Raw genomic sequence first — 25889 nt, 5'->3', positions numbered from 1 at the left:
AGCCTCAGGGGACATTTTGTACGCCCGTGTGATCATGTGATGGGGGTTGATCTTGGCCGCTGTCAGCCCTGCCGCGGGTAATCTGCCCGCTGCCCTCAACAGCTTCGTCGGCAGGCGCCGCGAACTCGGCGAGATCCGCCGCCTGCTCGGCGTCGCTCGGCTGGTGACGCTCACCAGGGCGGGCGGTGTGGGCAAGACGCGGCTGGCGCTGGAGGCTGCCGGGGCCTCAAGGAAGGCATTCCCGGACGGCGTGTGGGTCGTCGACCTGGCCTCGGTGCGCGACCCGTCGGCGGTGGCCGCCGAGACCGCGGGTGCGCTGCGGGTCCCGGACCGTGGCGCCAGGCCCGCCCTCGACCGGCTCACGGACCATCTGGCCCGGCACCGGGCGCTGATCGTGCTGGACAACTGCGAGCACCTGACCGACGCGTCCGGGGGGCTGGCGAAGGCGCTGCTGTCGGCCTGCCCGGAGCTGCGCGTCCTGGCGACAAGCCGCCGGACACCGGGGGGCACGGGCGAGAACGTCTTCGTCGTCCCCCCGCTGTCGATACCGGACGAGGCGGTCGAACTGCTGCGGGAGCGGGCCGCCGCCGTACGGCCGGACTTCCGCGTCACCGACGGCGACCGCGCCGGGGCCGCCTGGCTGTGCGCCGACCTCGACGGGCTGCCCCTGGCCATCGAACTGGCCGCCGTGCGGCTGCGGACGCTGACGGTCGAACAGGTCGTGGAGCGACTGGAGGACCGCTTCGCGCTGCTCACCGGCGGTTGCCGGACCACGCTTCCACGCCAGCGCGGGCGGGAGCGGCTCGACGAGTCGGGTTCGGGTGATGCGGGTGATTCGGGTGAAGAGCGACGGCTGCTGCGGCGGCACCGCGATTTCTTCCTCGACCTCGCCGAGCGCACGGCCTCCGGCTGGTTCGGTCCCGGCCAGGAAGAGGCGCTGGCCCGGATGCGTGCCGAGCACGGCAATGTCCGGGTGGCCCTGGACGTCGGGGCGCACCAGCCGGATCCCGCCGACGCACAGGAAGCGCTCCGCCTGGCAACAGCCCTCCGCTTCCACTGGTGCGCCGACGGCTACCTCGCGACGGCCGGCCGCTGGCTGGACGAGGCCGACGAGCTGGACGACGCGTCGGTCCAGCCGTACATCCAGGGCTACCGTGGCGCGTCGGCGGCCTTCCAGGGGCGGATGGCGCAGGCCGTTCCCCTGTACGAAGGGGCGCTGGCCGCTCACGAGAAGGCGGGGGAGGAGCCGGAGCAACTGTTGTGGCTGTTCCAGCTGGTGATCGCCCAGATCTTCCTCGGGGACCCGCGCGCGGCGGAGGAGACGGGCAGGCGCGCGGTGCGGCTCGCGGAAGCCTCCGGGGAGCGGCTGTACGGGGCGTACGCGAAGTGGGCGCTGGGCTACGTGCTCTGGGCACGCGGTGACAGGGACGAGGGGACGGCGCTGACGCGGGCCGCGCTGGAGATCCTGCGGGGCTTCAACGACTACGCCGGCACTGCGGCGGCCCTGGAGGTGTTCGCCTGGAGCACCGCGTCCCTGGGCGACCACGAGCGGGCGGCCCAGCTGCTCGGCGCCGTGCACGCCCTGACCCGGGACATCGGGGACTGCCCCCGTCTCCGCGCTCGGCGCGCACCGGGCCCGCTGCGAGGAAGCGGTCGGCTCCGCCCTGGGCCCGGCCGGTTACGAGAAGGCCCTCGCGGAGGGCGCCCGGCACGACAGCCCGGCCCGCGCCGTCGCGCTCGCCCTGGACACCGGGACCGTGTCCGGCGGCGGGCCGGAGGCTCCGGCGGCCACCGCGCCGAGCCCGCTGAGCCGCCGGGAACGGCAGGTCGCCGCACTGGTCGCGGAGGGCATGACCAACCGGCAGATCGCCGCCGAGCTGGTGCTGTCGCCGCGTACGGTCGGCGGCCACATGGACAGCATCATGACCAAGCTCGGCTGCGGTCGCCGTACCCAGGTCGCCACGTGGTGGGCGGCGACCCGGGTACCTACCGCGTAGCAGCCGGTGGCTACTGGAGCGCGTAGCCGCCCGCGTTGCGGTACGCGGTCGCCTTGTTGACCAGGTTCCCGCCGTCGGTCTCGGGCGACGTCTGGTCGAACCACTCGGCGCCGAAGAACAGGCCGGCGATGTGCGCGTTCGCCACCTGCCACATGTGGGAGAAGAGCCAGTCGACCTTGTCGTCCTGGTAGTGCTGGTAGGTGTTGTTCTGCGCCATGTTGCCGAGGGGGATCTGCCACAGGACGACCGGCTTGCCCACCGACTCGGACATCGTCTTGTAGAACCCGAGCGCGGCGGCGGCCTTCTGGTCGTTCCAGTAGGTGTTACGGCTGCCCTGGGCGGGCAGGGCATCGGCGTTCTTCGCCCCGAGGTCCGCGTAGTCCTTGACGCACGCCTGGGTGTCGGTCTGCCAGTTGAAGCAGGAGAGGTGCAGCCCCACGCCGGCGTTCGGCGCGTACGTGCGGGCCATCGAGATCAGGCACTGGGCCAGGCCGGTGGCGCTGTTCTCCTGCCAGCCGCAGTCCGTCGGGTTCGCGGCCTTGACCTGCGCGGGAACCTTGTGCAGATCGCCGAGCGAGCGGACGTAGCCCCAGAAGCCGGGCTCCAGGTCGATCATGTCCTGTGACGTGCCGATCTTCTGGAGGAAGAAGCGGTAGTCGTTCAGGTACCGGGTGAGCAGGTCGGTCCTGTTGATGGCCTTGACCTCGCCGGGGCCGTCACCCTCGCCCGCCGCGTCCCCGAGGTCCCGCAGGGAGTACCAGCTCCAGAGCATCTTCTGCGGACGTGGATTGCCCTTGTACGTCGCCTGGGCCGCCACGGAGTCCCGCCCAGGTCACCTGGTTTCCGGGCGCCGTGCTGCTGCCGCCCCAGCAGCCCCACCAGCTCTTCCACTCGTCCTTGCAGCGCGCGGCCGTGTAGTAGTCCGAGGAAGGCGCGGGCTGGCTGTGGATGCAGGCGTACCGCATGTCGAACGGCGCGGCGGCTGCGGTGGGGTCGTCCATCTGGGCGCCGACGAGCACCGTGCCGCCGCCCATGAAGCTCTTCGCCGAGGCGCTGCCGGCCGGGGCGAGCTGCCACTGCTGGTTGGCGCCGTTCCAGTCGTGGGCCTGGGCGATGTGGCCCCCGTCGGCCTTGGCGTTGAGTGGGACCTCCGCCGCCATGCCGCTGAAGCGGTTGACCAGACGTACGTAGCCGTCCGGCGAGTCCGCCATGCGCCACTGCTGGTTGGCGCTGTTCCCGTCGCTCCACTGCACCAGCTCGGAGCCCTCGGTCTTCGACCACCCGCTGTCGTCCAGCACCTTGCCGGAGGCCCGGTTCAGTAGCCGGTAGTACCCGTCACCCGAGTCGAGGAACTTCCACTGCTGATTGGCCGCGCCGGTACGGCTCCACTGCACCACCGGAGCGCCGTCGTTTGTGGCGGAGCCGTAGTCGTCCAGCGCCTTGCCGGTGTTGCGGTTGACCAGCGTGTACCAGGTGTTCGTGTCCGCGGTCTGCGCGGAGGCGGTGTCGACCATGGCCACGGAGCTGCCCACGACCGCCAGGCACACGGTCGCCCAGAGACTCTTTCAGGTGGTGCCGCTGACCGGGTCGGCGGTTGCGCCCCGCCTGCTGGGCGTCATGCGGCCAGGATCAGTGCGGGCCCGCTCCCGGGGATGCGTCGTTCTACGGGGGTGGGTACCCGCTTCTCCGTGTTGGGCAGATGCCTCCCCCGTAAAACTGGACTCCCCTGTACGCACGTCCCCTCCAGGAGTCCCCTCATGTGGTCCAGCGTCATAGCCGTGGCCGGCACCCTCCTCGGCGGGATCTGTGATCCGGTACCGGCGGTCCTTCGACGGACGCGGCGACACACCATCGGTCCGGAGCTTCCGACTGGACGCGGTGGCGTTGGAGCACGCGGCGGCCGAGCGCCGTCCTCATGACCGCCGGGTACGTTCCTGGCGGCGCAGGCCGAGGCGCCATCAGGGGAGGACGCGGCCTGCGCGGAGTCCGTCGATCGTCGCGGCGCTGAGGAGCACGGCCATAAGCGCTGCTCCCGCCGGGCGTAAAGGCGCTACGCGCTTCGCAGCCCGATCGCGACGAGGGCACGAACGGCTTCGGCGCGCGAGCAGGCGTTCTGGTCGGCGTAGGAGTCCACTGCGTCAAGCAGCCCACCCAGCCGTACCTGCACGCGGCCACCGATCTCAGGGCGCCCCGGCCCGCGCTCGGGCGGTAGGTCATGGAGCCAATGCTGGATGGTCTGCTCGTGGCCATTGCGGGTGAGCCAGGCCAGGGCCTGATCGTCGGTCAGGAACCGGTACCGATCTTTGACGGCGTGCCGCGTGCCGGTGTCGTGCGGGATTACGTGGGACTCCAGCACCCAGCGGCGCTCTCCGGTACGCAGGAGGGTGTTTCGTGTGGCCCGGATGGCTCCGGCCTTCCTCGACCGGCGGCGGCGCTCGAACTCCTCGTCCGAGATCGTGTCTGCTTCGGGGTACGAGGCTTTGATGTCGTTGAGGTCGAACCATCCGTCGATCTCTCTTCGGTCACCGTCGTGCCGATGAACCGGCGTCAGCGTCATATACGCCCCCTGGAATAGACGACATCGTTTAATGTCCCGCGCTTCCGGTGCGCAGCCAAGGTGTGCCGTCGGCCAAGTCGCTGCGCGGCCACGGCTCGGGTGGGTACGGGCCGATTACACGCTCTGGCATCATGGCGAAAGAGTGCGGCCTCCCGAAGGTCGAGTTCGGGAGGCCGCACCGTCACTTGGGCGACAGTGGTCGCCAGTTGCTGTGCGTCAGCACGACCTGATGCCGTCGAAACGCATCCAGGAGTGTGCTCTCTTCTGACTCCATAACTCGCCGGGGCCAATGGTGAAGCATTCGCTGTCAGCGCCGTACGCCCACGCGAACTTGATCCGGTAGCTGCTCCCGCACTCGCTGTCGGCGTAGGCGTATCCGTCGGAGTACCACGCCTCGATGCACTGCGGCGGGGCTGCGAGTATGCCCGCGTCCGACTTCGCCGACGGGGCCACGTGAGTTTCTGCACTGGCGGTGCCGACAGCGCCCATGCTCAGCGCCGCGACGGTGGCGGCGAGCGCCAATCCTCGTTTCATGGAACGCAACTGTGCCTCCTTGGTCTGGAGTTGGTGAGGGATTTTTACGTGGTCACGCTAAGCGTGCGCGAAAGTCGTGTAAATGAGTTCATGTGAGGGCCGAGAGGCGGAATTAGCCGTCCCGGAGGAAGGGATGAATCGCGATCTTTCCCGGTTTTCATGGTCATTGCATCGGCTGCTGCGGGCAGGGGTGATGGCTGCGGTGTGCGGCATGTCGGCATGGTTATGGAAGTGCGATATCGAGACGGCAGTGGACAGCGCCACGTTCCGGCAGTGCTGCTTCATCGGTGGCTGTCCGGAGTGGCTCTCTGTCGTGATCGCCCCGTCGGCAGCCGACCGTTGTCGACCACCGGTCGGGATCGCAAGGGCGGTCCGCAAGTGGAATGCGGAGGCATCGACACCGGGGCTGGAGATGTGATGCAGGTCACATGATCGATGCGAACCGTTCGGTGGTCTGCGTCCGACGAGCAGGTGTGAGTTGGCAGGGACGGAGGGAGGTGCAGGAGTGGAGACGGGGGAACAGGACGGGGACGATGAGCTGTTAGCCGCGCTGGGCGAGGGTGATCGGGCCGCGTTCGAGACGCTGTACCGCTGCTATGCGCCCTGGCTCGCCACCCGGCTGCGTTACCGCTGCGCCGACCCGGGGCAACTCGACGACATCGTCCAGGAAACCTTCCTGGCTGTGTGGCGACGGTGCACCGAAGGCCGTCAGCCGGTGGTGCGGGATTTCGGCGGCTGGTTGTGGCGCATCGCCGCCCGGCGCTTGACGGACGAGGCGCGCACGCATGGGGTACACAGCCGCCTGCAGCGGGCGCTGTACGGGCTGCGGGCGCCCGTGAATCCGTCCGCTGAGGACCTGGTTCTGGCGACAGGTCGGTTCGGCCCGCTGGAAGCCGCCCTGGGCAAGCTTTCCCCGGATCTGCGTGAGGTTGTGCAGGCAACCGTGGTGGACGGGCTGACGACGCGGCAGGCCGCGCGACGGCTGCGGGTGCCCCCGGGGACGGTCAAGACCCGCACGATGCGGGCGCGTCGCCTGCTGCGCGAAGAACTCGACCGCTCCGGCGAGGCCGATGACCCGACGCGTGGTCATACGGGCCGGGAAGGGAGACAGGACCCATGACCATCGACACGCCGTATCCGCATCCGCCCGACGAGGTGCTGCGCCACTACGCAAGCGGCGCCCTCGCGGCGGGCCCGCGGCATCGCATCGAGCCGCATCTCGACCGCTGCGCACATTGCCGCACACGGCTGGCCGACTTCACAGACACCCGGTCGCTTGAGCGGATCTGGCAGCGCCTTGACCACGCCATCGACCTTCCCAGCCCGGCACGCTGGGAACGGCTGTTGCTGGCGATCCGCGTGCCGGACCATGTGGCGCGGCTGCTGGTCGCCACCCCGGCGCTGCGCGCTTCGTGGCTGTGCGGCACCGCCGTGACGCTGCTCTTCGCCGTGCTCAGCGCACGGTTGGTACAGCCTGGTGGTGCGCCGCTGACATTCCTGGCGATCGCACCGCTGCTGCCGGCCGCTGGAGTGGCGGGCTCCCTCGCCAGGCGCTTCGACCCGGCGTACGAGCTGGGGCAGGTCGCCGCCCCGAGCGCGTTTCGGCTGGTCCTGCTGCGGGCGTGTGCGGTCCTGGCCGTCACCACGGTCTTGACGGCGAGCGTGTCCTTCGCCCTGCCGCACCTGAGTTACGTCGCCTTCGGCTGGCTACTCCCGTCGGCATTGCTGACCGTGCTCAGCCTGCTCCTGCTGCCCCGGATCGGCGCAGTCCCGGCAGCCGGCGCCACGGGTGCGGCCTGGGTGGGCGCGGTGGCGTTCACACACCACTCCGTCGTGCTGTTCTCCCCCGCCGGGCAGGGGGCCCTGGCGGTGCTGTTGCTCACCGCGCTGCTGATGCTGGTGCGGCTGCGCGCCGACTTCGACTTCGAGAAGGGAACACGGTTATGACGCGCAACACCTCCGCCGCGGCCACAGGCCCCGTCTCCGACACCACGCCCACCTCCGTGCAGGGGCTGACCGTGCGCTACCGCCACACGCTTGCCCTGAACGATGTGACACTGCACCTGACCCGCGGTGTCACCGGGCTGCTCGGCCCCAACGGGGCCGGCAAGACCACTCTGCTGCGCATCCTGGCCACGGCGCTGGTCCCCACCGCCGGCACCGTTCAGGTCCTCGGCCGCGACCCGCTGAGCCCCGACCAGCGCCAGGAGATCCGTCGCCGCGTGGGTTACCTTCCCCAGGCCCCGGGCTTCCACCGGCACTTCACGGCCTTCGAGTTCGTCGACTACGTCGCCATCTTGAAGGAACACACCGTTCGCGCATCACGCCACGCCGAGGTGCGAGAGGTTCTGGAGGCGGTGGGGATGCACACCGAACGCAGCAAGAAGATGAAGGCGCTCTCCGGCGGCATGCGCCAGCGCGTGGCGCTGGCCGCCACACTGATCGGCGACCCGGAACTACTGATCCTCGACGAGCCGACGGTGGGCCTGGACCCGGAGCAACGCCTGCGCTTTCGCGAGCTGATCGCAGACCTGGGAGAAGGCCGCACGGTCCTGCTCTCCACCCACCAGACCGAGGATGTCGCCGCCCTGTGCAGCCGCGTGGTGGTTCTCAGCGCAGGCCGGGTGGTCCACGACACCACCCCGCAAGGCCTCAGCGAGGTAGCCCGCGGCCGGGTCTGGTACAGCCAGGACAAGGACCCACGCTCCGTCGCCGGCTGGCGCACCGGCGCCGGCCAGTACCGCAACATCGGCCTGCCGCCCGAGGGCGCGCACATCGCCGAACCCACCCTGGAAGACGGCTATCTGCTGCTGAACTCCGTGCCGGAAAGGGCCGGGGCATGAGCACCACCGAACGCGACAACGCCGCACCGGAGATGCCGCTGACGATCACCGGCCCGGCGGCCGGGATCCGCGCCCTGGCCCGCGTCGAGGCCCGACGCCTGCTGAAGCACCCGGCGCTGCTGGGCTCCCTGGCCCTGTGCCTGGGCCTGTGGATCTACACCACCGTGGTTTCCGGCAGCACCGACTACCCGGTGCTGCACGATGAGGACCGATACCTGCAGAGCCAGCTGTTGGTGCCGGCCGCCGGCACCTTCCTGGCCATGCACCTGGCCGTGCTGCGACCCTCACGCGAGGACACGGACGCCTGGTTCCAGGCGCTGGTCCTCCAGCCGTGGCAGCGCGCCGTGGCCCATCTGCTGGCGGTGATCCCGGCCGTCGTTCTCACCGCCCTCCTGGGCGGGGCCCGGATGCTCTGGCTGTCTCTCCTGCCCGGTGCGGTGGGCAGCCCATCGCCCAGCGAGCTGGCCACAGGACCCGCCTTGGTGTTGCTCGCCGGCACGCTCGCCGTGCTGACGGGGATGATCACCAGGTCAGTAGCCGCCGGCCCGATCGTCCTGGGACTGGTGGGCATCGCCACTGTCGTCGCCGGTCTCGCCCCGTTCTCCGGCTGGCGCTGGTGGGGCCCCGTCGCACTGGAGGACAGCAGCCGCAGCTCTCTGCCCTCCGGGCTCCTGTACCGCCCGGCCGTCTGGCACCTGCTCTACTTGCTCTTGCTCGCAGCCGCGGTCGCGGTCGTCGCCGTGCTGCGCTCCGGGCTGCGTACCAGAGTTGTGCAGGTCGCCTTCGCACTCGCGCTGGTCGGAGCAGTGGCAGCCGGCGCCATCCAGTTGCGCCCCACGCCGGATTCGGTGACTGCCGCCCGCGAGCATGCGCTCAAGTCGCCGGCCGACGAGCAACGCTGCGTACACCAGGGGCAGCTCACCTACTGTGCGTACCCGGAGTTCGTGGACCGGCACCAACAGTGGTCGAAGGTGGTGGAGGGAGTCCTGCGCTGGGCCCCCGAGCGGGTGCGGGCCGAGAAGTACACCGTGCGGCAGCACGTGGGTCCCTTCACCGAGTCCACCGGTCTGTCGCGGATACAAATACCCGTAGACAGCTGGGCCGAGGACGATCGTCGGGCGGGCACTCCCGGCGCAGTGGTGGTGGGCACCGATTGGGGCAACGGCAGTGACTCCGGTGACGATGCCACCATCGGCCTCGCCACTGCCTTCGCCGAACGGCTGGTCGAGGGCAGCGCGCCCGAAGGCTCCGGCACGCGACAAGGCGGCCCGGTGGGCGGTGTCGAGTCGATGGTCTGCGGCTCGCGCAGCGTCGTGATGCTGTGGCTGGCCGGCCAGGCAACGCAGGAAACCGGCACCGCGTTGCGGTCGCAGCTGGACCGAAGCTTTGGCGGGCTTGTCCATTTCGGCAAACTGACCATGATCCGCACCCGGCGGGCCGACGCCGAGACTGCTCTGAGACTGCTGGACCAGCCCACCAACCAGGTGGGGAACAAGGTCAACCGGCACTGGGACGAGCTCACCGATCCGGACACTACCTCTGCGCAGGCGGCGCAACTCCTCGGCGTCCGTGCCCCCGCCGCGCCGACTGCCGATGAAGGGGAGGCTCCGTTGTGTGTGCGCGACTGACCCCCCAGCCCGATGCCCCCGAGCCATCCAGCCGACCGGTAGATGACGGCCGGCCACGGGGGCGTTCCCGGGTGCACGGCGGAAAGGTTCGTACGAGAGACCTCCTGCCGCACCTGCGTGCTCTCCTGTCGGCCGAGCTCCATGCCGCCCTCACTGTGCCGCTGCTGTGCGGCGCCGCGCTGGGGCTGATCATCTGCGCTGTTCCCCTCGTTTTCTCCCTCCGACTGGGGCTGGGAGCTGCCGCGACCCTGCTGCACCTCGCTGCCGTCATCGGCGGCCTGGGTCTGGCTTTCGTCCTGGACGATCCCGCAGCCGCGACTACCGCGGTCTGCCCCACTCCGTGGTGGCTGCGGCGCTCGCCACGCATCGCCGGTGCTCTTCTCGGCCTCGCCATCACCTGGAGCATCGACGTCCTCCTCGTGCGCGGCGCACTCCACCCGCAGATGCGCCCGGCCTTCCCACGCTGGGAACTGGCGGCCGAACCCGCGGCCCTGTGGCTGTTGGTAGTGGCCTTGGCCTTACTGGGGGTGTGCTTCACCCAGGGCCAGGGCGGCGGAGTGGTCGGAGCATCGGGACTGCTCATTGTCGTGCTCGTGCTCGCGTTCCTCCCGCAGGACGCGGCCTTCTTCGTCGACCCGGCCGACACACGGCGCTGGGGCAACGCGGTGGATCGTTGGCGTCTCATGGCTGTCCTGTCGCTTCTGGCTTCGTTGGCTTTGCTGCCTACGCAACCTTCAGCTCGCCGGTAGCCGAAGCACATCCAGGTGACGCCCAACTGCTCGAAGTCCTGGACCTTCACCTCGCCGCCCGGTCCTACCTGTGAGAGGAGGGGGCGGTCGGGGGTCTTGCTGTCGCGGACGGGGAGGCCGTCGGCGACTGTGAGACTGGACTGCCCTGTACGGACGTTCACCCCAGGAGTCCCCCCATGTGGTCCAGCGTCATAGCCATAGCCGGCACCCTCCTCGGCGGCCTGCTCGCCGGCTTCCTCCAGCAGCGCGGCGAGCGAGCGGCGCGCGCCGAACGCCGGGAAGAGGCGTTGCGCGTGGCGTTGGGGGAACTGGTCGCGGCGTTGGGGGATCACCGCAGGGCGCTCTGGCATCGCGAGGAACTCCGCTTGCAGGGGGCGTCGGAGGAGGCACGCCACTCCGCCAGAACCGCCTCCCACGCGACGCGCTCCGCCCTGACGGCCCCTCTCGTCTCCGTATCCGTCCTGGCCCCGCCCCTCGCCGTCACCGCCCGCGCGGCGGTCCTCGCGGCGGTGAACCTGCGTGACGTCCCGGACCTGGAGGCGCTGTCAGCGCGCAGGGAGGCGGCGATCAGGGCGACGGACGAGCTGGTCGCGGCGGCGGGGAGGGCGTTGGCGGCGTAGGGCCCCTACACCTGCCGATCCCCCCTCCAGCTGACCGAAGTCATCGCACCGAGCCCCCCATTGGCCAGCCCCTTGTACGTCACGGTCCGGGTGGCCCCGGCCTCACGCGCGACCCGTTCCGCCAGCCCGAACCCCTCCCGGAACAACCTCGCGCACTCACTCTCGTACGCCCCGTCCGCCCGATCCCCGGGCCAGGGATTCAGCGCGGCGTCGATGTCACGCGCCCACGCGCGCAACGCCCCCACAAGCCCCTCGGAGAGTTCCAGCGCGGCAACGGGATCGTCGGGACGGAAGTCCCCGAACCCCTCGGCGCGGAGGGGGCTGTACGCGAACTCCCCCTCGACGACGAGGTGGACGGGATGCGGCGGACGATCCTCCGCGTGCTCGTCGTAGAACAGCCCGCACCCCCAGCACACCCGCCGAGCATCCCCCCGGCGCTCGTCCCAGCACCGCACCACCCACTCGTCCCCCAGATGCCGAGCGAGCCGCCGAGTAACGACGAGCCCCGCCTCGTAATCCGCTCCCCCCGCAGCCCACGACCGCAACGCGTCGACGAGACCGGCGTCCAGCCCGAGCCGATCATCATCGAGCGGCACGCTGAACACGTAGTCGTCGTCGAACATCCGCTCCCCGAAGTCGAGCACGCCCCACAGGGGAGACACCCCACCCCGGGCCCGCACGAGTAGGTGAGCCCAGTCGGTCATACGGCCTTTGTACCGCGTACGACGATGGGCGCCCCCCTCACAGCGGCCAGGCGGCCAGCAGATCGCCAGGGCTGTAGGCGGCGTCGAGCCCGGCGCAGTCGACTCCGCCGCGCGAGACCGCCACGACGGGAACGGGGACGTCGGTGAGGGCGGCGCGGTGGCGGTGGAGGGCTGCCAGGTCGTGGCGGTCGAAGGGGGACTGCTCCAGCCATTTGACGGAGCCGACGAAGAGCAGCTCCTTGGCGACGGGAGCGCGGTCGGCTCCGACGATGTCGATCTCGACGTCGTTGGTGCGGGTCCAGTAGCCGCCCACGGCCGGAGCCGCCGGGAGCCGGTCGTCGGGCAGTACCCGGGCGAGCGCCTCGCGGACGATCGGCTCGATCGCCCGGCCACGCCAACTGGTCCAGTTCTCCCGGACTCTTGCGAGGGTCAGGTCACCCCGACCCCGCTCGATCTCCTGCATGGAGGGGCCGATCAGATGCAGCCAGAACCGCAGGTAGGGGTCTGTGACCCGGTACCGGCGGTCCTTCGACGGACGCGGCGACACGGGAAGCTCCGCAGCAACGATCCGCTTGTCCGTGAGCAGCTCCAGCGCCCGCTGCAACGGCGTGGCCCCGATCCCCCCGGCCGCGCGGCCGATGTTGGTGAAGGTCCGCTCGCCACTGCCGATGGCCCCCAGGACCGTACGGGCCTGAGCCTGCGGGGGGAACTCGGCGGCCAGCGACCGCTCGGCCGACACCAGCAGGGCCGAGACGGGATCGTTCAGCGCCTCACCGAGGAAGTCCCACAGCCCGGCGCCGTGCGGCCACTCCGCGCAGATCAGCGGCAGCCCGCCGGTGACCAGCGCGGCGTCGAAGGCCGACGCCGGTTCCAGCCCGAGCATCCGTCCCACCTCGGCGGGGTTCAGCGGCCCGAGCACCATCTCCCGGCCGCGCTGGTGGAAGGGCCTCCCGTAGCTGTTCAGCGCCTCCATCATCGACAGGTCCGAGCCGATGAGGACCAGCAGTACCGGCTTGGTCTCCAGCACCCGGTCCCAGGCCCGTTGCAGCATCCCCTCGAAGGCGCCTGCGGCATCCATCAGGTACGGCACCTCGTCGATGACGAGCACGCTCGCCCGGTCGGCGGGCAACGCCGCGCCCAGCACGTCGAACGCGGCGTCCCAGCTCTCCGGCCGCGCGGCGGCCACGAGCCCCGCCGACGGCAGCGTCGATGCCTGGGCGTCCCGGGCCAGCCGCGCCAGATCGTCCCCGGGGGACGCCCCGGTCGCCGCGTAGAACAGGAACGGCGCTCCGGAACGCTCCGCGAACCGCTCGACCAGCCGCGACTTGCCCACCCGGCGCCGCCCGCGCAGCATCACGCACCGACCGGGCCGTTCACCGCCGACCCCGGCCGCCACCTTCCGCAGCTCTCGCTGCAACGTCGCCAGTTCCTGCCGACGGCCTACGAAATCCACCATGTCTGCCGACCTCCACGCGTGACACTAACCTAAATGTTACTAACATTTGAGTTAGTGAAGAGCTGTCGCCGTCAGTAGCGGTAGCGGGCCGCGAGGATGACGATCTCCTTGTCCGCGGCCAGGTAGACGAGCCGATGCTCGTCGTCGATGCGTCGCGACCACGCCCCCGGCAAGTGGTACTTCAACGGTTCCGGCTTGCCGATTCCCGTGAAGGGGTCACGTCTGACGTCCTCGATGAGCTTGTTGATCCGGGCGAGCATTTTGCGGTCGTTCCTGAGCCAGGACGTGTAGTCCTCCCAGCCCTGGTCCTCGAAGACGAGCCTCACTCGGCACTCGCGGTCGGGTCTGTCGCATCCGGATCGATCAGCTTCCGCTCCGACACGTCGATGTGGGCCAGCGCGTTCTCGTAAGCCCTGAGCAGTCGCCGCGCATTCGCCGGAGAGCGCAGTAGGTACGAGCCCTCGCGCAGCGCCGCGTAGTCCTCGGCCGAGACGAGTACGGCGTTGCCGTGCTTGGAGACGATCTCGATGGCCTCGTGATCGTCGTTGACCTTCTTGATCAGCGGGAACAGAGACTTGCGGGCTTCACTCGCAGTTATCGACATCGCCCGACCCTTCCATCAAGTGGTACTCGATAACGTACCACTCCTGGGCGAGCCCGGGCAGGCGAGGATCTGTCCCGGTGAGCGTCAGGTGGTCCGATGCCGGCCGTCGTGGCCGCCCGGGAACTCGGTGAACAGCGCCCCCGGGTGCGTGTACGGATACTCGATCCCCATCGAGAGGATCTCGGCGGCCTCGGCTTTGGAGGGACTGGTCCAGGGGCGGGACCAGGGGCTCTCGGGGATTACGGGGGCGGGGGCGCCGTGGCGGTGAAGCGGTCGGCGCTGTGGCGGCCGGGGCGGCGTCGGGGCATGAGGGCGCGGAGGGCGCACGAGGGGGCGCGGAGGATAAGGTCGTACAAGGTTGGAACAGCTCCTTAGTCAAGCTGGTTCGGCTTAGCCCCGGGGGATCGTTCCCGCGATCCATCGGGGCGCTTCTGTGTCGTGGGCGCAGACCGTAGGGCATCGCACACAACTGGAGAAGTGGCTCAACTGGCTGCCCTTTAGGGCAAGTTCAGCGTCACCCACACCACTTTCCCGACCCCGTCCCGAGCCCCGGTCCCCCACTCCGTCGCGAGCGCGTCCACCAGTACGAGCCCCCGCCCGCCCTCGTCCAACGCCCCGGCGTGCCTCAACTCCGGCTGCTCGTCACTGGCATCGGCGACCTCGATCCGCAACTCCCGCTCGGTGAGGGCGACTTCGACGAGGATCTCCCGCCCGGGAAGCGTCTTCGCGTTCACGGCGTTGGTGACCAGCTCGGAGAGCAACAGCTCGGCGTTGTCGGCGAGTTCACCGCCGATACGCCAGCGGGCGAGCTGGCGGCGGAGGTCGTCGCGGGCGAGGGGGACGGTGCGGTGGAGGCGGGGGTACTGGTGGCTGGTGGTCTGGGGGGTGGTGGTGTGTGCAGCCATGGTTCAGCTCCGGTGGGGGATGACTGGACGTCGAAGTTACTCATCGCGCCTGAAGTTACGCGTTGAGTAACTGGAACCAGCGTCCTCCGGTCCATCGCGATTCGCAATTAGAACTTGGAAATTTTCCATGATCTTTTGTGGACGCTAGAGTTCTGCGGCTGAAGCCCATTCCGGAGGGGGTACTCGTGGCCGGTTCACGCCCGACCGTTCGACGTCGTCGACTCGCCGCTCGGCTGGTCGAGTTCCGTGAGGCCGCAGGCATGAACATCGACGACGCGGCGGAGCGCATCGGCTGTCACCGCACGAAGATCAACCGCATCGAGAACGCCCGACTCGGCATCTCCCTGGGCGAGTTGCGGGACCTGCTGACGTTCTACGGCGTGACGGACCCCACCCAAGTGGACGAGATGGTCGCGCTCGCCCAGCGGAGCCGGGAACCGGGCTGGGTGCAGCGCGCCGGGCTGGCGCGTCCGACGTACACGGAGTTCATCGACTACGAGAAGACGGCCGACTACATCCGGTCGTGCCAGAACAACCTCGTCGCCGGTCTCTTGCAGACCCCCGACTACGCACGGGCGATCCTCTCCGCCGCCCCCTCCACCCTGAGTCCGGAGGACGTGGATGCGCTGGTGGAGGCGCGCATGAAACGTCAGGAGATCCTGCGGCGCCCCACCCCGCCGCGCCTGTGTGTGATCCAGAGCGAGGCGGCCCTACGGCTCGAAGTGGGCGGTCGGGAAGCGATGCGCAAGCAGTTGGAACACCTGGAGACGATGGCCGGCCACCCCTCCGTAGAGGTGCAGGTCATCCCCGACCGGGCGGGCGCACATGCCGGGTTGGCCGGGTCGTTCGTCCTGTTCTCCTTCTCCAACCTGACGTTCCCGGACGTCGTATGCGTGGAGCACCGCACAGGAACCCTCTATATGGAGACCCCGGAGGAAACGGCGGACTATACGCTCATCTTCGATTCGCTGCGGTCGATCGCGTTGAGCCCCAGGGACAGCCTTGAGACGATGGCCCGCGTGCGACAGGAGATGTAACAGCGCACCACGTGGAGAGGCAGTACATGAGCACCCCCAGCCCCGAAACCGCAGTGTGGCGTAAGAGCAGCTACAGCGGCCAAGGCGGCGACTGCCTGGAGGTCGCCGACAACTTCCCCGGCACCCTCCCCGTCCGCGACAGCAAGACCCCGGACCGCCCCCCTCTCCTCTTCACCCCCACCACCTGGACCGCGTTCATCCGAACCCTCTGAACACACAGGAGAAGCCGGCACCTCCTCGCTGGAAGTGCCGGCTTCGCCTGTACCCGGGTTACGACTTCTGCCGCCCGATCGACATGTCACCCTTGCGCGGGGCCCTCACGGTGATGGTCTTCGTCTTCTTCGTGCACGGCGGCGCGTACCAGGTCTTCACCGACGTGAGCTTCCAGCCCACCTGCCCGAGCACGGCGCGGTACCCCTTGCTCGTGTTGTTCGTGTCGGTGACCCTCTGGGACCCCGTCCACGTCCACGAGTTGCCGATCTTGACGTCGACCTTCACCTTGGCCTTCGCCACGATGATCTTGGCCTCCGCCTCGTATCCACCGGTCACGTCGAACGTGAAGGTGTGGGAGCCCGACACCTCCCACGACACCGACTGCCGGGGCAGCAGCCACGTCGACTGCGGCTTGCTCTTGTCCGGCAGGAAGTACGGCTTCCCCTTCACCGTGTACGTGGGCGGCTGGTTCACCTCGGGGCAGACGGAGCCGAACGGAGTCTTCGCCGGCCTCGGCTCCGGCTCGTCCCCCTCGAACGCGAAGTCGGTCTCGTCGTCGACATTGACGACCGTCCCGTCGTTGAGGACGATCTGCGTACCGTCGGCCGGTATCGGCTCGTCGGACTCGGCGGCACCGGCGCCGGACGCCGCCAACAGCACCGTCGCTGCGGTCACGAGCGGAAGTGCGGTGCGCGTCAACGTGTTTCTCATGGGTCCCCGTTTCGGTGAAGCTGGTCGCTTGCTCACAGGCGGCAAGGCAGGCGCACACCACCGCAGCGCCTCAACGACGCTCCCCGGCTGGCATGTTCACGCCGCCTCCGCCTGCCTGTGATTGTTGGGCACGCGGGACCGGATAAACCTCAGGGGTACCTCAGACTTCAGGAACACCGGAACCGGGACTCCGCCCAGTCCACCAGCGCCAGTTCGTCGAACGGCGTGTACGGCTCCACCACCAGCCGGACCGTCTTCCGCCCGGTCAGGTCCACGTGGACGGGCACGGCAGGGTCCCCGCCCTTGACGAGCCCGGACCGCCACAGCCGTACCCCGTCCGCGTAGACGGCGAAGTACGCCTGCCCGAGCCGCAGGGTCGTGTCGTCGATGCCGACGAGGGCGTCGTACGACGTACACGTCCGGTTGAGGTCGATGGTGACGGAGGACCCCGCGCGGACGGTCACCCCGCTGTAGGACCGACCGGCGATGGAGAGGCTGTCCCGCTGCCAGACCCAGCTGCTCTCGAAGAGGCGGATCTCGGGGTTGGTGCCGTCGCCGTTGGCGTTGTAGGCGAGCTGGTTGAGGGGGTAGACGGCGGGCGGGCGCGGGGGTGTGGGGGTCGGGGTGGGTGAGGGCTCGGCGCTCGGTGTCGGGCTCGGTGCCGGGGAACTCGGCGTCGGACGCGGCACGACGGGCGCGGGCTTCGGCGCGGGGGGACGCGGTTTCACCGGAGGCTTCGCAGAAGGCGCCGGCGCGACCACCACCGGCTCCGGCACCTCCCGAGACGGCGAAGGCGAGGGCGAGGGCGACGGCGGCACCTCCTGCCGCACCACCGGCGCCGACGACGGCGGCGGAGCAGCGGGCGTCTTCACCGGCTCGTCGTTCCCGACCAGCGCCAACGCGACGGCGGCAGCGGCCACCGCCACCACCCCCGCCGCGATCCCGGCCTTCACGGGCGCCCCGAGCCCCTCGGACGCAGCGGCGCCGGACCCGCCGTTCGCCGCGGCGGCGGCACCACCGACACCGGCCGCCCCCGCCCCCACGCCACCCGCGATGAGCGCAGCCGCCTTCGCGTACCCCGCGGCCCCGAACCACCCGATGACCGCGATCGGCACGACCGCCGGGATCCCGCTGGCGACTTCCTCGATCTGCAACGCCGCCAGCCGGCACTTCGCGCACTCCTCGAGATGCTTGCGCAGCCCCCGCTCGGCCCGCGTCCGCAACCGCTTGCGCGCGTACGTCCCGAGCTGGTCGGCGTACCGGCTGCACTCCTCGTCGGAGGTCAGCGTCGCGGAGACATGGGCCTGGAGATACGCCTGCTTGAGCCCCTCGCGGGCCCGGGAGGCCAGCACCCGCGTCCCGTTCGCGTCGAGCCCGAACAGCGTCGCGACCTCGCTGGGCGACTCGTCCTCGACCTCGGTGTGCCACAGCACGGCCTGCCACCGCTCGGGCAGCGACCGGAACGCCTGCATGGCCATGGACTGCTCGGCCTCGTGCATGGCCCGTACGTCGGCGCCCAGCTCCAGCGTGTCGTCGTCCCCGACCTCGGAGGCCCGCCCGGCCGCCTGCGCCGCGAACACGGCGAAGTCGTCGACGAGTTGCTCCCGCTTCGCGGACTGGGTCCACTGCGCGGCGACCCGCCGCACGGACGTCAGCAGATAGGCGCGTACGGCGTACTCGGGCCCCGACCCGCCCCGCACCGCCTGGAGCATCCGCGCGAACACCTCGGCGGTGAGGTCGTCGGCGGTGTGCCCGTCCCGGCAGCAGGTGCGCGCGTAGCGCCGTACGGCGTCGGCGTGCCGGCGGTAGAGCTCCTCGTACGCCGAGTCGTCCCCGGCGCGCATGGAGGCGATGAGGTCGGCGTCGGCGGGAGGCAGCTCCCGCAGCGGCGGCAGCACGCTCTCGTCACGCCGTTCACGCTGCGGAGGAACCTGCGGCGCGTCGAGCTCACCGGTGTCGCCGCCCTGCGACTCGTCCCGCCCGTCAACACTCATCGCGGAAAGCCCCCGCCGCCAGCCCGTCCAGTCCCGAACACCGGCTCAGAGTGCCACACACATTTCGCCCGACGCCCCCCACGAACGCCCCCTTCCACCCGTAAGTGCCCCCTTGCCGTTCCCTTGTACTAGAAGCGGCCCGGCGGGGGAATGCTCAACTGCCGCGGGAAACACGGCAGTTACCTCGGGCGACCGGAACGGGGCAGATGTTCGACGGCAGGGCTGTCACCCTTTCGGGTAACAGCCCTGCGCCCGGTACCCCTACCGCGACCGCAGTCCCTCCAGCAGGATGTCCAGCAACCGCGCCGAAGCCGCCGCCTGCTGCACCGCGTCCGGCAGGGACGGCGCCGCCGTCGCGATCACGAGCAGCACATCGGACACGGACACGTCCGCCCGCAGCTCCCCGGCCGCCCGCGCCCGGTCGACCAACTGCCCGACCACGTCGAGCAGCGCGGCCACGCCCGGATCGTCCAGCGGCGACAGGACCTCCGCCTCGGGAACGAGCCGCAGCTCACCCCCGCCCGGCTGCGACCGCTGCTGAGGCACACGTGCCTCCTCCTCGGCCACCCCCACCCGCAGCACCTGCGGCGGCAGCAGCCGCCCGGCCCCGGACGCCACCGACGTCCGCAGGAACCGGGACAGCGCCGACCAGGGCTCGTCCTCCTGACCGAGAGCCGTCCGCGCCTGCTCGGTCAGCCGGGCGGTCTCCTCCTCGGCTATCCGCCGGACCAGGACGTCCTTGCTGGGGAAGCGCCGGTAGACGGTACCCACCCCCACGCGGGCCCGCCGGGCGACGTCCTCCATGGGAGCCCCGTAACCCAGCTCCCCGAACACCTCGCGGGCAGCCCGCAGGACGTGTTCGAGATTGCGCTGTGCGTCCACGCGCAACGGCGTCGTCCGCGAGGCGTCCCCACGGCCGTTCCCCGTCGCGCTCATGATGGCGCCGCCCGCGAGAGCGGACGCCGTAGACCATTGCGAGTCCTGAATGTGCATCAATGATCCCCCGGTAAATGTCGTCTCCCCCCGGAGACTTTCTCCGCCATTGAATGCCGGAGCGTGTGGAACCGGGAGCAGCGCGCCCACCCCCGCGTGTCGCGGGTCCGGCGGCACACCTCCCCCGTCGGGCGGCCCGGCCGACGGACACACGGCGGACGGAAGCCCTACACCCCGTCGTCACACGAACATAGTTGAGGGACGGTCAATTCAGAAGGGGCACGTTCCGCACAGGGGACCGCCCGAACGGAGTACACGGGGTGTGTATCCCCGTCGCACACCCCCGCACACCCCGGCGCACCTGGCCTGACCTGCGCGCCTGGCGCACGTGCGGGCGGCCCGGCAGCCCCCGGCCACACCGGGGCGCCCGCCCCGCTGCGCGCCGGGACTGTGGACAAACTCCGGTGCCGGGTGCGTCATGGGGTGGTGAAGGAACGTGCGCGCATTCTCGTTGTCGGCGGCGGCTACGTCGGGATGTACACGGCACTGCGACTCCAGCGGAAGTTGAGGCATGAACTGAAGCGCGGGGAAACCGAGATCACGGTCGTCACCCCCGACCCGTACATGACGTACCAGCCGTTCCTCCCGGAGGCCGCGGCCGGCTCCATCTCCCCGCGCCACGTCGTCGTCCCGCTGCGCCGCGTCCTGCCGCACTGCCGGATCGTCGTCGGCGAGGTCACGGCGATCGACCACGCGGCGCGCACCGCCACCCTGACCACCCTCGCCACGGCGGACGAGGGCACAGGCCCCGGGCGGCTGCCGTACGACGAACTGGTCCTCGCGCCCGGCTCCGTCTCCCGCACCCTCCCGATCCCCGGACTCGCCGAGCACGCCATCGGCTTCAAGACCGTCGAGGAGGCCATCGGCCTGCGCAACCACGTCATCGAGCAGATGGACATCGCCTCCTCCACCCGCGACCCGGCCGTCCGCGACGCGGCCCTGACCTTCGTCTTCGTCGGCGGCGGCTACGCGGGCGTCGAGGCCCTCGGCGAACTGGAGGACATGGCCCGCTACGCCTCCCGCTACTACCACAACGTCACCCCGGACGACATGAAGTGGCTCCTCGTCGAGGCATCCGACCGCATCCTCCCCGAGGTCGGCCCCGACCTCGGCCGCTACACGATCAGCGAACTGCGCCGCCGCAACATCGACCTCCGCCTGAACACCCGCCTGGAATCGTGCCTGAAGCGCACCGCCGTCCTCAGCGACGGCTCACGCTTCCCCACGCGGACGATCGTCTGGACGGCCGGCGTCAAACCGCACCCCCTGCTCGCCGCGACCGACCTCCCCCTCACCGACCGCGGACGCCTCAGGTGCACCCCGGAACTGGCGATCGAGGGCACCGCGCACGCCTGGGCCGCCGGAGACGCCGCCGCCGTCCCCGACACCACCGCGCGGCCCGGCACCCACACCGCCCCCAACGCCCAGCACGCCCTGCGCCAGGCCAAGGTCCTCGGCGACAACCTCGTACGCTCCCTGCGCGGCGAACCCCTCCAGCAGTACGCGCACGCGTACGCCGGCTCGGTCGCCTCCCTCGGCTTCCACAAGGGCGTCGCGCAGGTGTACGGCCGCAAGCTCAAGGGGTACCCCGCGTGGTTCATGCACCGCGCCTACCACCTCAGCCGCGTCCCCACCTTCAACCGCAAGGCGCGCGTGCTCGCCGAATGGACCCTCTCCGGGCTCTTCAAACGGGAGATCGTCTCGCTGGGTTCCCTCGAACATCCCCGCGCGGAGTTCGAACTGGCCGCCGGTGGAAAGTCTTCCGATGAAAGGACCGGCCCGCCCGGGAATCCCGGTTCCCCGGGCGGCGAGGACAACCCGAAGGAGTAGTCCTCACCCGATCCAGGAACTCCGCCGAACGCCCCCGCGTCGAACGAATACCGGGCCCGACGCCCGCACTGCCACACTGCATCCCGACGACCCTCCTACCGCCCCCCGACCGACCTCAGCACCCCCGACCAAGGCAGCACACGGCGTGTCCCCGCCGCACGGCCGCCCCGGAGCCGGCCCACCACCACGACACGAGGCAAGGATTCGTGAACTTCACGCGCTGGAGCGCCCGGCTCCCCGGAACGCAGCGCCGCGCCGCCGCGCGGGCCGAGCACCCGCACGCCACCCCCGACCGGCGCGGCGAGGGCTCCGTCCCCGCGGCCCGCGCCGAACACCTCACCGACCCGGACGACACCCAGCCCGCCCAGGCCGTCGACGCGCTCCCCGTCCGTGAGGTCCTCGACCGGGTCCCCGCCCTGGTCGCCCTCGTCCACGGCCCCGACCACCGCCTCGCCTACGTCAACGACGCCTACGCCGCCGCCTTCGGCCCCCGCCCGCCCGGCGAACCCGCCGCCGACACCCTCCCCGAACTCTCCGAACTCGGCCTGCTCCCCCTCCTCGACCAGGCCCTGCGCAGCGGCCGGCCCCGCACCCTCAAGTCCCGCAAGGCCCCCGACGGCCGCTCCTACACCTTCACCTGCACGCCGGTCACCGAAGGCGACGGCGGCGAGAAGGACGCCGTCCTCATCTTCGCCGTCGACGTCACCGACCACGCCGAGGCCGCCGAGCGCCTGCGCGCGAGCGAACGCCGCCAGCGAGAGACCGCCGTCACCCTCCAGCGCTCCCTCCTCCCCCAGGAGCTCGAACAACCCGACGACCTGCGCATCGCCGCCGTCTACCACCCCGGCGGCACCGAAGCGGCCGTCGGCGGCGACTGGTACGACGTCATCACCCTCGGCGGCGGCCGGACCGCCCTCGTCATCGGCGACGTCATGGGCCGGGGCGTGCGCGCGGCGGCCGTCATGGGCCAACTCCGCACCGCCGTCCGCGCGTACGCCCGCATGGACCTCCCCCCGCACGAGATCCTCCAGCTCCTCGACGGCCTCGCCTCCGAGATCGACGCCAACCAGATCGCCACCTGCGTCTACGCCGTCCACGACCCCAACGAGGGCCGCCTCGTGTACGCCTCCGCCGGCCACCTCCCGATCCTCGTCCGCGACGAGACGGGCGCGGTCACCCGGGCCCCCGAACCCACCGGCCCACCCCTCGGCACGGGCGGCCTGATGCACGCCTCGTCCACGATCCCCCTCGGCCCCGGCTCCACAGCCGTCCTCTACACGGACGGCCTGGTCGAACGCCGCGACGAAGACCTGGACGAGGGCATCGCCGCCCTGGAACGCGCCCTGTCCGGCGCCACGGGCACCCCCCAGGTCGTCTGCGACCGCCTCGTCCGCTCGGCAGGCGTCACGGCCGACCACGACGACGACGTAGCGGTCCTCGTCCTCCAGCACCCCAGCCGCACGGGCCCGGAGGGCGAACTCTTCCGCAACGCGGCGCTGGAGCTGCTGGGCGGCATCGAAGCGGCCCCCCGCGCGCGGGCGTTCGCCTCCGGCGTCCTCACCAGCTGGCGCTTCCCCGCAGACCTCCACGACCACGGAGTCCTCGCGGCCAGCGAACTGGTGGCGAACTCCCTCCAGCACGGCACTCCCCCCATGCGCCTGCGCCTGCGCCGCACCGACCGCCGCCTGATCATCGAGGTCACGGACGGGGACGACCACCTGCCTCGACGCCGGCAGGCGGAGCCGGGTGACGAGTCGGGCCGAGGGATCGCGATCATCGCGACGATCGCGACGAGCTGGGGGTCGAGGCGGACGCCGGGGGGCGGGAAGGCGGTGTGGTGCGAGTTCGCGCTGCCGTAGGCAGGTGAGGGAAGGGGGTGCGGGTGGGTTCGGGCCGGGGGTCGGGTGCGGGTTGGTGGGTGGCTGGGGTGGGGGTGTTGTCGCTTGCCCGCGCTGGCGGGGTGCCGCTGCGCCCACCCGTGCCGCCCCTAGCGGCACGACTGCCCGCAGCTACGGCAGGGGGGTGGAGCGGGTGCGGGCGGGTGGGGGTGTGGCGCGGCTGGCCGCAGCTGGGTGGGCGGGGTGGAGTGGGTGCGGGTGGGGGGTGTGGGGCGGCTGGGGGTGTGGTGGCCCGCAGTTAGGTGAGTTCCTCAAGCACTGACCGACTCCACCTGCGCTCCACCCCGCGCGACCACCCTGTTCCGGGCCAGCCACGGCTGGTCCTGAGTCGGGGTGAGCCGGCGGCCCAGCTTCAGTGCCAGCCACGTGATCCCCAGCGAGAACAGCAGGAACGTCACGACGTACGGGGCGTGCAGCGAGGCCCCCATCGGGCCGCCGATCGCCGGGCCGATGGCCAGCGCGAGCTGCTTGACCAGGGCGAACGCCGAGTTGTACTGACCGGCCATGCCAGTGGGGGCCAGGTCCGCGACCAAGGGGGCGACCGTGGGGGACAGCATCGACTCGCCGAGACCGAACAACGCGTACGTCGAGACGAACGCGGCCGTCGCCACCTCCGGGCTCGCGTGGCCCAAGCCCGCGAAACCGGCCACCGCCCAGGCGACGGCCCAGATCAGACCGACGGCCGCGATGACACGGGAGCGGCGTCGGCGTTCCACGAAACGCAGGATCGCGAACTGGGCGACGACGATCATCGCCGTGTTCGCCGCCAGCGCCGTACCGAGCGTGGACGGCGAGATGCCGGCCGCCTCGACGCCGTACGCGCTCAGACCCGACTCGAACTGGCCGTAGCAGGCGAAGAAGAGGACGAAACCGAGCACCGAGAGCTGGACCATCGCACGGTTGGACAGCAGCTCGCGCCAGCTCGCCTTCGCGGAGCGCGGCGTGTCGGTGCCCTGAGGGGCGTGCGGCACGCGGACCGTCGCCATCAGGACGACCAGCAGCAGGAACATCGCCGCCTCGATCGAGAACAGCAGCACGAACGAGGACGCCTTCGACGTGTCCACGAGATGCCCGCCGATCAGACCACCGACGCCGAGACCGAGGTTCTGGAGGAAGAACTGCGTCGCGAACGCCCTCGACCGCGTCTGGGACGTCGAGCAGTCCACGATCATCGTTGCCAGCGCGGGCGACATCACGGCCTGCCCGGCCCCGAGCAGGGAAGCGGCGGCGAGTACGGCGACGGCGCTCGCCGCGAGGCCCAGCGCGAGGGCGCCGAACGCGGCGGTGACCAGGGCGACGAGGAGCACCGGCAGCGGGCCGCGCCGGACGATGGCCCGCCCGGCGAACGGCAGCACGATCAGCGCGGCGACGGCGAAGACGGCGAGGACGAGCCCCGCTGTCATGGCGCCGAGTCCCCGCACCTGCGCCACATAGACGTACAGGTAGGGGACGGTGAAGCCGAGCCCGAACGCGCTGAGTGCGTTGCCCACGTGGATCCGGCGCATCGCCGCGCCCTTCTCCCTGGTCACGTTCACCTCTCTCAAGTAGTCGCCGCATCGTTGTTGCGGGGTTCCAGTACTTAGGAACGAAGACTTCGAAGATAAAATTTCGAGCTAAACCGTACACCTTGAAGAACTTGAACGCCAACAGGCCCATGCGATACTGACCGGCATGGGCGACCACCCCGACACCCCCGGCGAGCCGACTCTCGACGAGCAGATCGCCGCCTACCAGCGCGAGTTCCGCGACCTCGACCCCCAGGTCGAGAAGATCGTCTCGGCGCTGTCCCGGCTGAACCGCCGGATGAACGTCGCCTACGGCCGCCAGACCTCCGCGCTCGGCATCTCCAACGCCGACTGGGAAGTCCTCAAGGCCCTCGTCCTCTCCGGCGCCCCCTACCGGCTCGGCCCCGGAGACCTCGCCAAACGCCTCGGCCTCACGCCGGCCGCGATGACCCACCGGATCGACCGCATGGTGACCGAGGGGTACGTGACCCGGGCACGCGACGAGTCCAACCGGGTCCGCGTCATCGTCGAGCTGACTCCCGAGGGCCGCGAGATGTGGCTGGAGGCCATGCGGCTCGCCTCCGTCTTCGAGGAGGACCTCCTCCAGGACCTGTCCCCGCAGGAGCGCACGACGCTGGGTGAGGTTCTGACCAGGCTGCTACGCCGGGTGGAGCACGCTCAGCCGGATGCCGGGGGCCGTCTCAGCGATCTTGATTAAAAGATCTTGACAGGAGCGTCTTGACAGGGGTCTGGGCGATCCGTAAGATTCTTCGAGTTGCCACGGAGCCGTAACGGTTCTCCGGTAGCACTCCCGCCGCGCGAGCGGCACTCACACCATCAGCACGGTCACTCCCGACGGGGTCGAATTCGGCATGTCCGCGTGCTCGAATTCAATTCGAATCGGGGCCCGGATCCCCGATTGGGAATCACGGAGCGGATCCGCTAAGGTTTGAGACGTCGGAACGGCCCAACAGCCCGGAAGACAAACCCCGCTGACTGGGAATCAGACGCCGAAAGGATCTGATAGAGTCGGAAACGCCGGAAGGGAAACGCGAGAGCGGGAACCGGAAAGCACCGAGGAAATCGGATCGGGAAAAGGATCTGATAGAGT

Annotated in this window: 25 protein-coding genes; 12 read left to right on the top strand and 13 right to left on the bottom strand. The window is 70.4% G+C overall.

What is annotated here, in order from left to right; translation table 11 throughout:
• Positions 1 to 52: 52 nt before the first annotated feature.
• Positions 53 to 2023, top strand: coding sequence for an ATP-binding protein (locus PV682_RS44560; RefSeq protein ID WP_456154978.1), 1971 nt, complete (start codon positions 53 to 55; stop codon positions 2021 to 2023).
• On the opposite strand, the gene PV682_RS28360 is transcribed toward PV682_RS44560, so the two are convergent.
• The 4 genes from PV682_RS28360 to PV682_RS28345 all read right to left on the bottom strand — a co-directional run bounded on the left by PV682_RS28360 (position 2008) and on the right by PV682_RS28345 (position 5088).
• Entirely contained in the window at positions 2008 to 2769 is a 762-nt protein-coding gene (locus PV682_RS28360) for a hypothetical protein (protein WP_319734647.1), read from the bottom strand. The two genes, PV682_RS44560 and PV682_RS28360, sit on opposite strands and share 16 nt — an antisense overlap.
• Positions 2714 to 3529: an RICIN domain-containing protein gene (locus PV682_RS28355; RefSeq protein WP_319734646.1), complete on the bottom strand. Its 816-nt coding sequence runs from the start codon at positions 3527 to 3529 to the stop codon at positions 2714 to 2716. The genes PV682_RS28360 and PV682_RS28355 overlap by 56 nt, the downstream gene beginning before the upstream one ends.
• A 518-nt stretch (positions 3530 to 4047) precedes the next feature.
• Complete coding sequence (locus tag PV682_RS28350; protein WP_319734645.1) at positions 4048 to 4554, bottom strand: hypothetical protein; 507 nt, start codon at positions 4552 to 4554, stop codon at positions 4048 to 4050.
• A 216-nt stretch (positions 4555 to 4770) separates the two neighbouring features.
• Positions 4771 to 5088: a hypothetical protein gene (locus tag PV682_RS28345; RefSeq protein ID WP_319734644.1), complete on the bottom strand. Its 318-nt coding sequence runs from the start codon at positions 5086 to 5088 to the stop codon at positions 4771 to 4773.
• 505 nt (positions 5089 to 5593) lie between these two features.
• Here PV682_RS28345 and PV682_RS28340 point away from each other — a divergent pair.
• The 6 genes from PV682_RS28340 to PV682_RS28315 all read left to right on the top strand — a co-directional run bounded on the left by PV682_RS28340 (position 5594) and on the right by PV682_RS28315 (position 10928).
• Positions 5594 to 6208, top strand: a complete 615-nt coding sequence (locus PV682_RS28340) for an RNA polymerase sigma factor (RefSeq protein WP_319734643.1) — start codon at positions 5594 to 5596, stop codon at positions 6206 to 6208.
• Positions 6205 to 7035: a cupin domain-containing protein gene (locus tag PV682_RS28335; RefSeq protein ID WP_319734642.1), complete on the top strand. Its 831-nt coding sequence runs from the start codon at positions 6205 to 6207 to the stop codon at positions 7033 to 7035. Before PV682_RS28340 ends, PV682_RS28335 begins: the two co-directional genes overlap by 4 nt.
• A complete protein-coding gene (locus PV682_RS28330; RefSeq protein WP_319734641.1) occupies positions 7032 to 7931 on the top strand; it encodes an ABC transporter ATP-binding protein in 900 nt (299 codons plus the stop codon). Before PV682_RS28335 ends, PV682_RS28330 begins: the two co-directional genes overlap by 4 nt.
• Positions 7928 to 9559 carry an ABC transporter permease gene (locus PV682_RS28325; RefSeq protein WP_319734640.1) on the top strand — a complete coding sequence of 544 codons (1632 nt, stop codon included), beginning with the start codon at positions 7928 to 7930 and terminating at the stop codon, positions 9557 to 9559. The genes PV682_RS28330 and PV682_RS28325 overlap by 4 nt, the downstream gene beginning before the upstream one ends.
• A 71-nt stretch (positions 9560 to 9630) precedes the next feature.
• A complete protein-coding gene (locus PV682_RS28320) occupies positions 9631 to 10308 on the top strand; it encodes a hypothetical protein (protein WP_319734639.1) in 678 nt (225 codons plus the stop codon).
• A 176-nt stretch (positions 10309 to 10484) separates the two neighbouring features.
• Complete coding sequence (locus tag PV682_RS28315) at positions 10485 to 10928, top strand: protein kilB (protein ID WP_319734638.1); 444 nt, start codon at positions 10485 to 10487, stop codon at positions 10926 to 10928.
• Positions 10929 to 10933: 5 nt separating this feature from the next.
• On the opposite strand, the gene PV682_RS28310 is transcribed toward PV682_RS28315, so the two are convergent.
• The 5 genes from PV682_RS28310 to PV682_RS28290 form a co-directional block, all read right to left on the bottom strand.
• Positions 10934 to 11632, bottom strand: coding sequence for a hypothetical protein (locus PV682_RS28310; protein ID WP_319734637.1), 699 nt, complete (start codon positions 11630 to 11632; stop codon positions 10934 to 10936).
• A gap of 37 nt (positions 11633 to 11669) precedes the next feature.
• Positions 11670 to 13088, bottom strand: coding sequence for an ATP-binding protein (locus PV682_RS28305; RefSeq protein WP_319734636.1), 1419 nt, complete (start codon positions 13086 to 13088; stop codon positions 11670 to 11672).
• Between the two features lie 71 nt (positions 13089 to 13159).
• Entirely contained in the window at positions 13160 to 13414 is a 255-nt protein-coding gene (locus tag PV682_RS28300) for a Txe/YoeB family addiction module toxin (protein ID WP_319734635.1), read from the bottom strand.
• Positions 13411 to 13692 carry a type II toxin-antitoxin system Phd/YefM family antitoxin gene (locus tag PV682_RS28295; RefSeq protein WP_319734634.1) on the bottom strand — a complete coding sequence of 94 codons (282 nt, stop codon included), beginning with the start codon at positions 13690 to 13692 and terminating at the stop codon, positions 13411 to 13413. The genes PV682_RS28300 and PV682_RS28295 overlap by 4 nt, the downstream gene beginning before the upstream one ends.
• 497 nt (positions 13693 to 14189) lie before the next feature.
• Positions 14190 to 14597, bottom strand: coding sequence for an ATP-binding protein (locus PV682_RS28290; protein WP_319734633.1), 408 nt, complete (start codon positions 14595 to 14597; stop codon positions 14190 to 14192).
• A gap of 137 nt (positions 14598 to 14734) precedes the next feature.
• On the opposite strand from PV682_RS28290, the gene PV682_RS28285 reads away from it, so the two are divergent.
• Together PV682_RS28285 and PV682_RS28280 are read left to right on the top strand one after the other, a co-directional pair.
• Complete coding sequence (locus PV682_RS28285; RefSeq protein WP_319734632.1) at positions 14735 to 15634, top strand: helix-turn-helix domain-containing protein; 900 nt, start codon at positions 14735 to 14737, stop codon at positions 15632 to 15634.
• Between the two features lie 26 nt (positions 15635 to 15660).
• Positions 15661 to 15846, top strand: coding sequence for a DUF397 domain-containing protein (locus tag PV682_RS28280; protein WP_319734631.1), 186 nt, complete (start codon positions 15661 to 15663; stop codon positions 15844 to 15846).
• A gap of 58 nt (positions 15847 to 15904) precedes the next feature.
• Here the strand turns inward: PV682_RS28280 and PV682_RS28275 are convergent, their stop codons facing one another.
• From PV682_RS28275 to PV682_RS28265, 3 genes are all read right to left on the bottom strand, one after another.
• Entirely contained in the window at positions 15905 to 16522 is a 618-nt protein-coding gene (locus PV682_RS28275) for a hypothetical protein (protein WP_319734630.1), read from the bottom strand.
• 203 nt (positions 16523 to 16725) lie between these two features.
• Positions 16726 to 18552 (bottom strand): sigma-70 family RNA polymerase sigma factor, encoded by a 1827-nt coding sequence (locus tag PV682_RS28270; protein WP_319734629.1) that lies wholly within the window; start codon positions 18550 to 18552, stop codon positions 16726 to 16728.
• A gap of 261 nt (positions 18553 to 18813) precedes the next feature.
• Positions 18814 to 19545, bottom strand: a complete 732-nt coding sequence (locus PV682_RS28265; protein ID WP_055722101.1) for a TetR/AcrR family transcriptional regulator — start codon at positions 19543 to 19545, stop codon at positions 18814 to 18816.
• A gap of 423 nt (positions 19546 to 19968) precedes the next feature.
• On the opposite strand from PV682_RS28265, the gene PV682_RS28260 reads away from it, so the two are divergent.
• Both PV682_RS28260 and PV682_RS28255 read left to right on the top strand, forming a co-directional pair.
• Positions 19969 to 21375, top strand: coding sequence for an NAD(P)/FAD-dependent oxidoreductase (locus tag PV682_RS28260; RefSeq protein WP_319734628.1), 1407 nt, complete (start codon positions 19969 to 19971; stop codon positions 21373 to 21375).
• 206 nt (positions 21376 to 21581) lie between these two features.
• Positions 21582 to 23234 (top strand): ATP-binding SpoIIE family protein phosphatase, encoded by a 1653-nt coding sequence (locus PV682_RS28255; RefSeq protein ID WP_319734627.1) that lies wholly within the window; start codon positions 21582 to 21584, stop codon positions 23232 to 23234.
• Positions 23235 to 23524: 290 nt separating this feature from the next.
• Here the strand turns inward: PV682_RS28255 and PV682_RS28250 are convergent, their stop codons facing one another.
• Entirely contained in the window at positions 23525 to 24808 is a 1284-nt protein-coding gene (locus PV682_RS28250) for an MFS transporter (protein ID WP_319734626.1), read from the bottom strand.
• Positions 24809 to 24944: 136 nt separating this feature from the next.
• Between PV682_RS28250 and PV682_RS28245 the strand changes: the two genes are divergently transcribed.
• Positions 24945 to 25496 (top strand): MarR family winged helix-turn-helix transcriptional regulator, encoded by a 552-nt coding sequence (locus PV682_RS28245; RefSeq protein ID WP_319734625.1) that lies wholly within the window; start codon positions 24945 to 24947, stop codon positions 25494 to 25496.
• Positions 25497 to 25889 lie beyond the last annotated feature (393 nt).

Source organism: Streptomyces niveiscabiei, from assembly GCF_033794345.1.
In the GTDB taxonomy this organism is placed as follows: Bacteria; Actinomycetota; Actinomycetes; order Streptomycetales; family Streptomycetaceae; genus Streptomyces; species Streptomyces niveiscabiei.
Note: the sequence above shows the minus strand (reverse complement) of the source record. Positions and strands in the feature narration are given on the sequence as shown.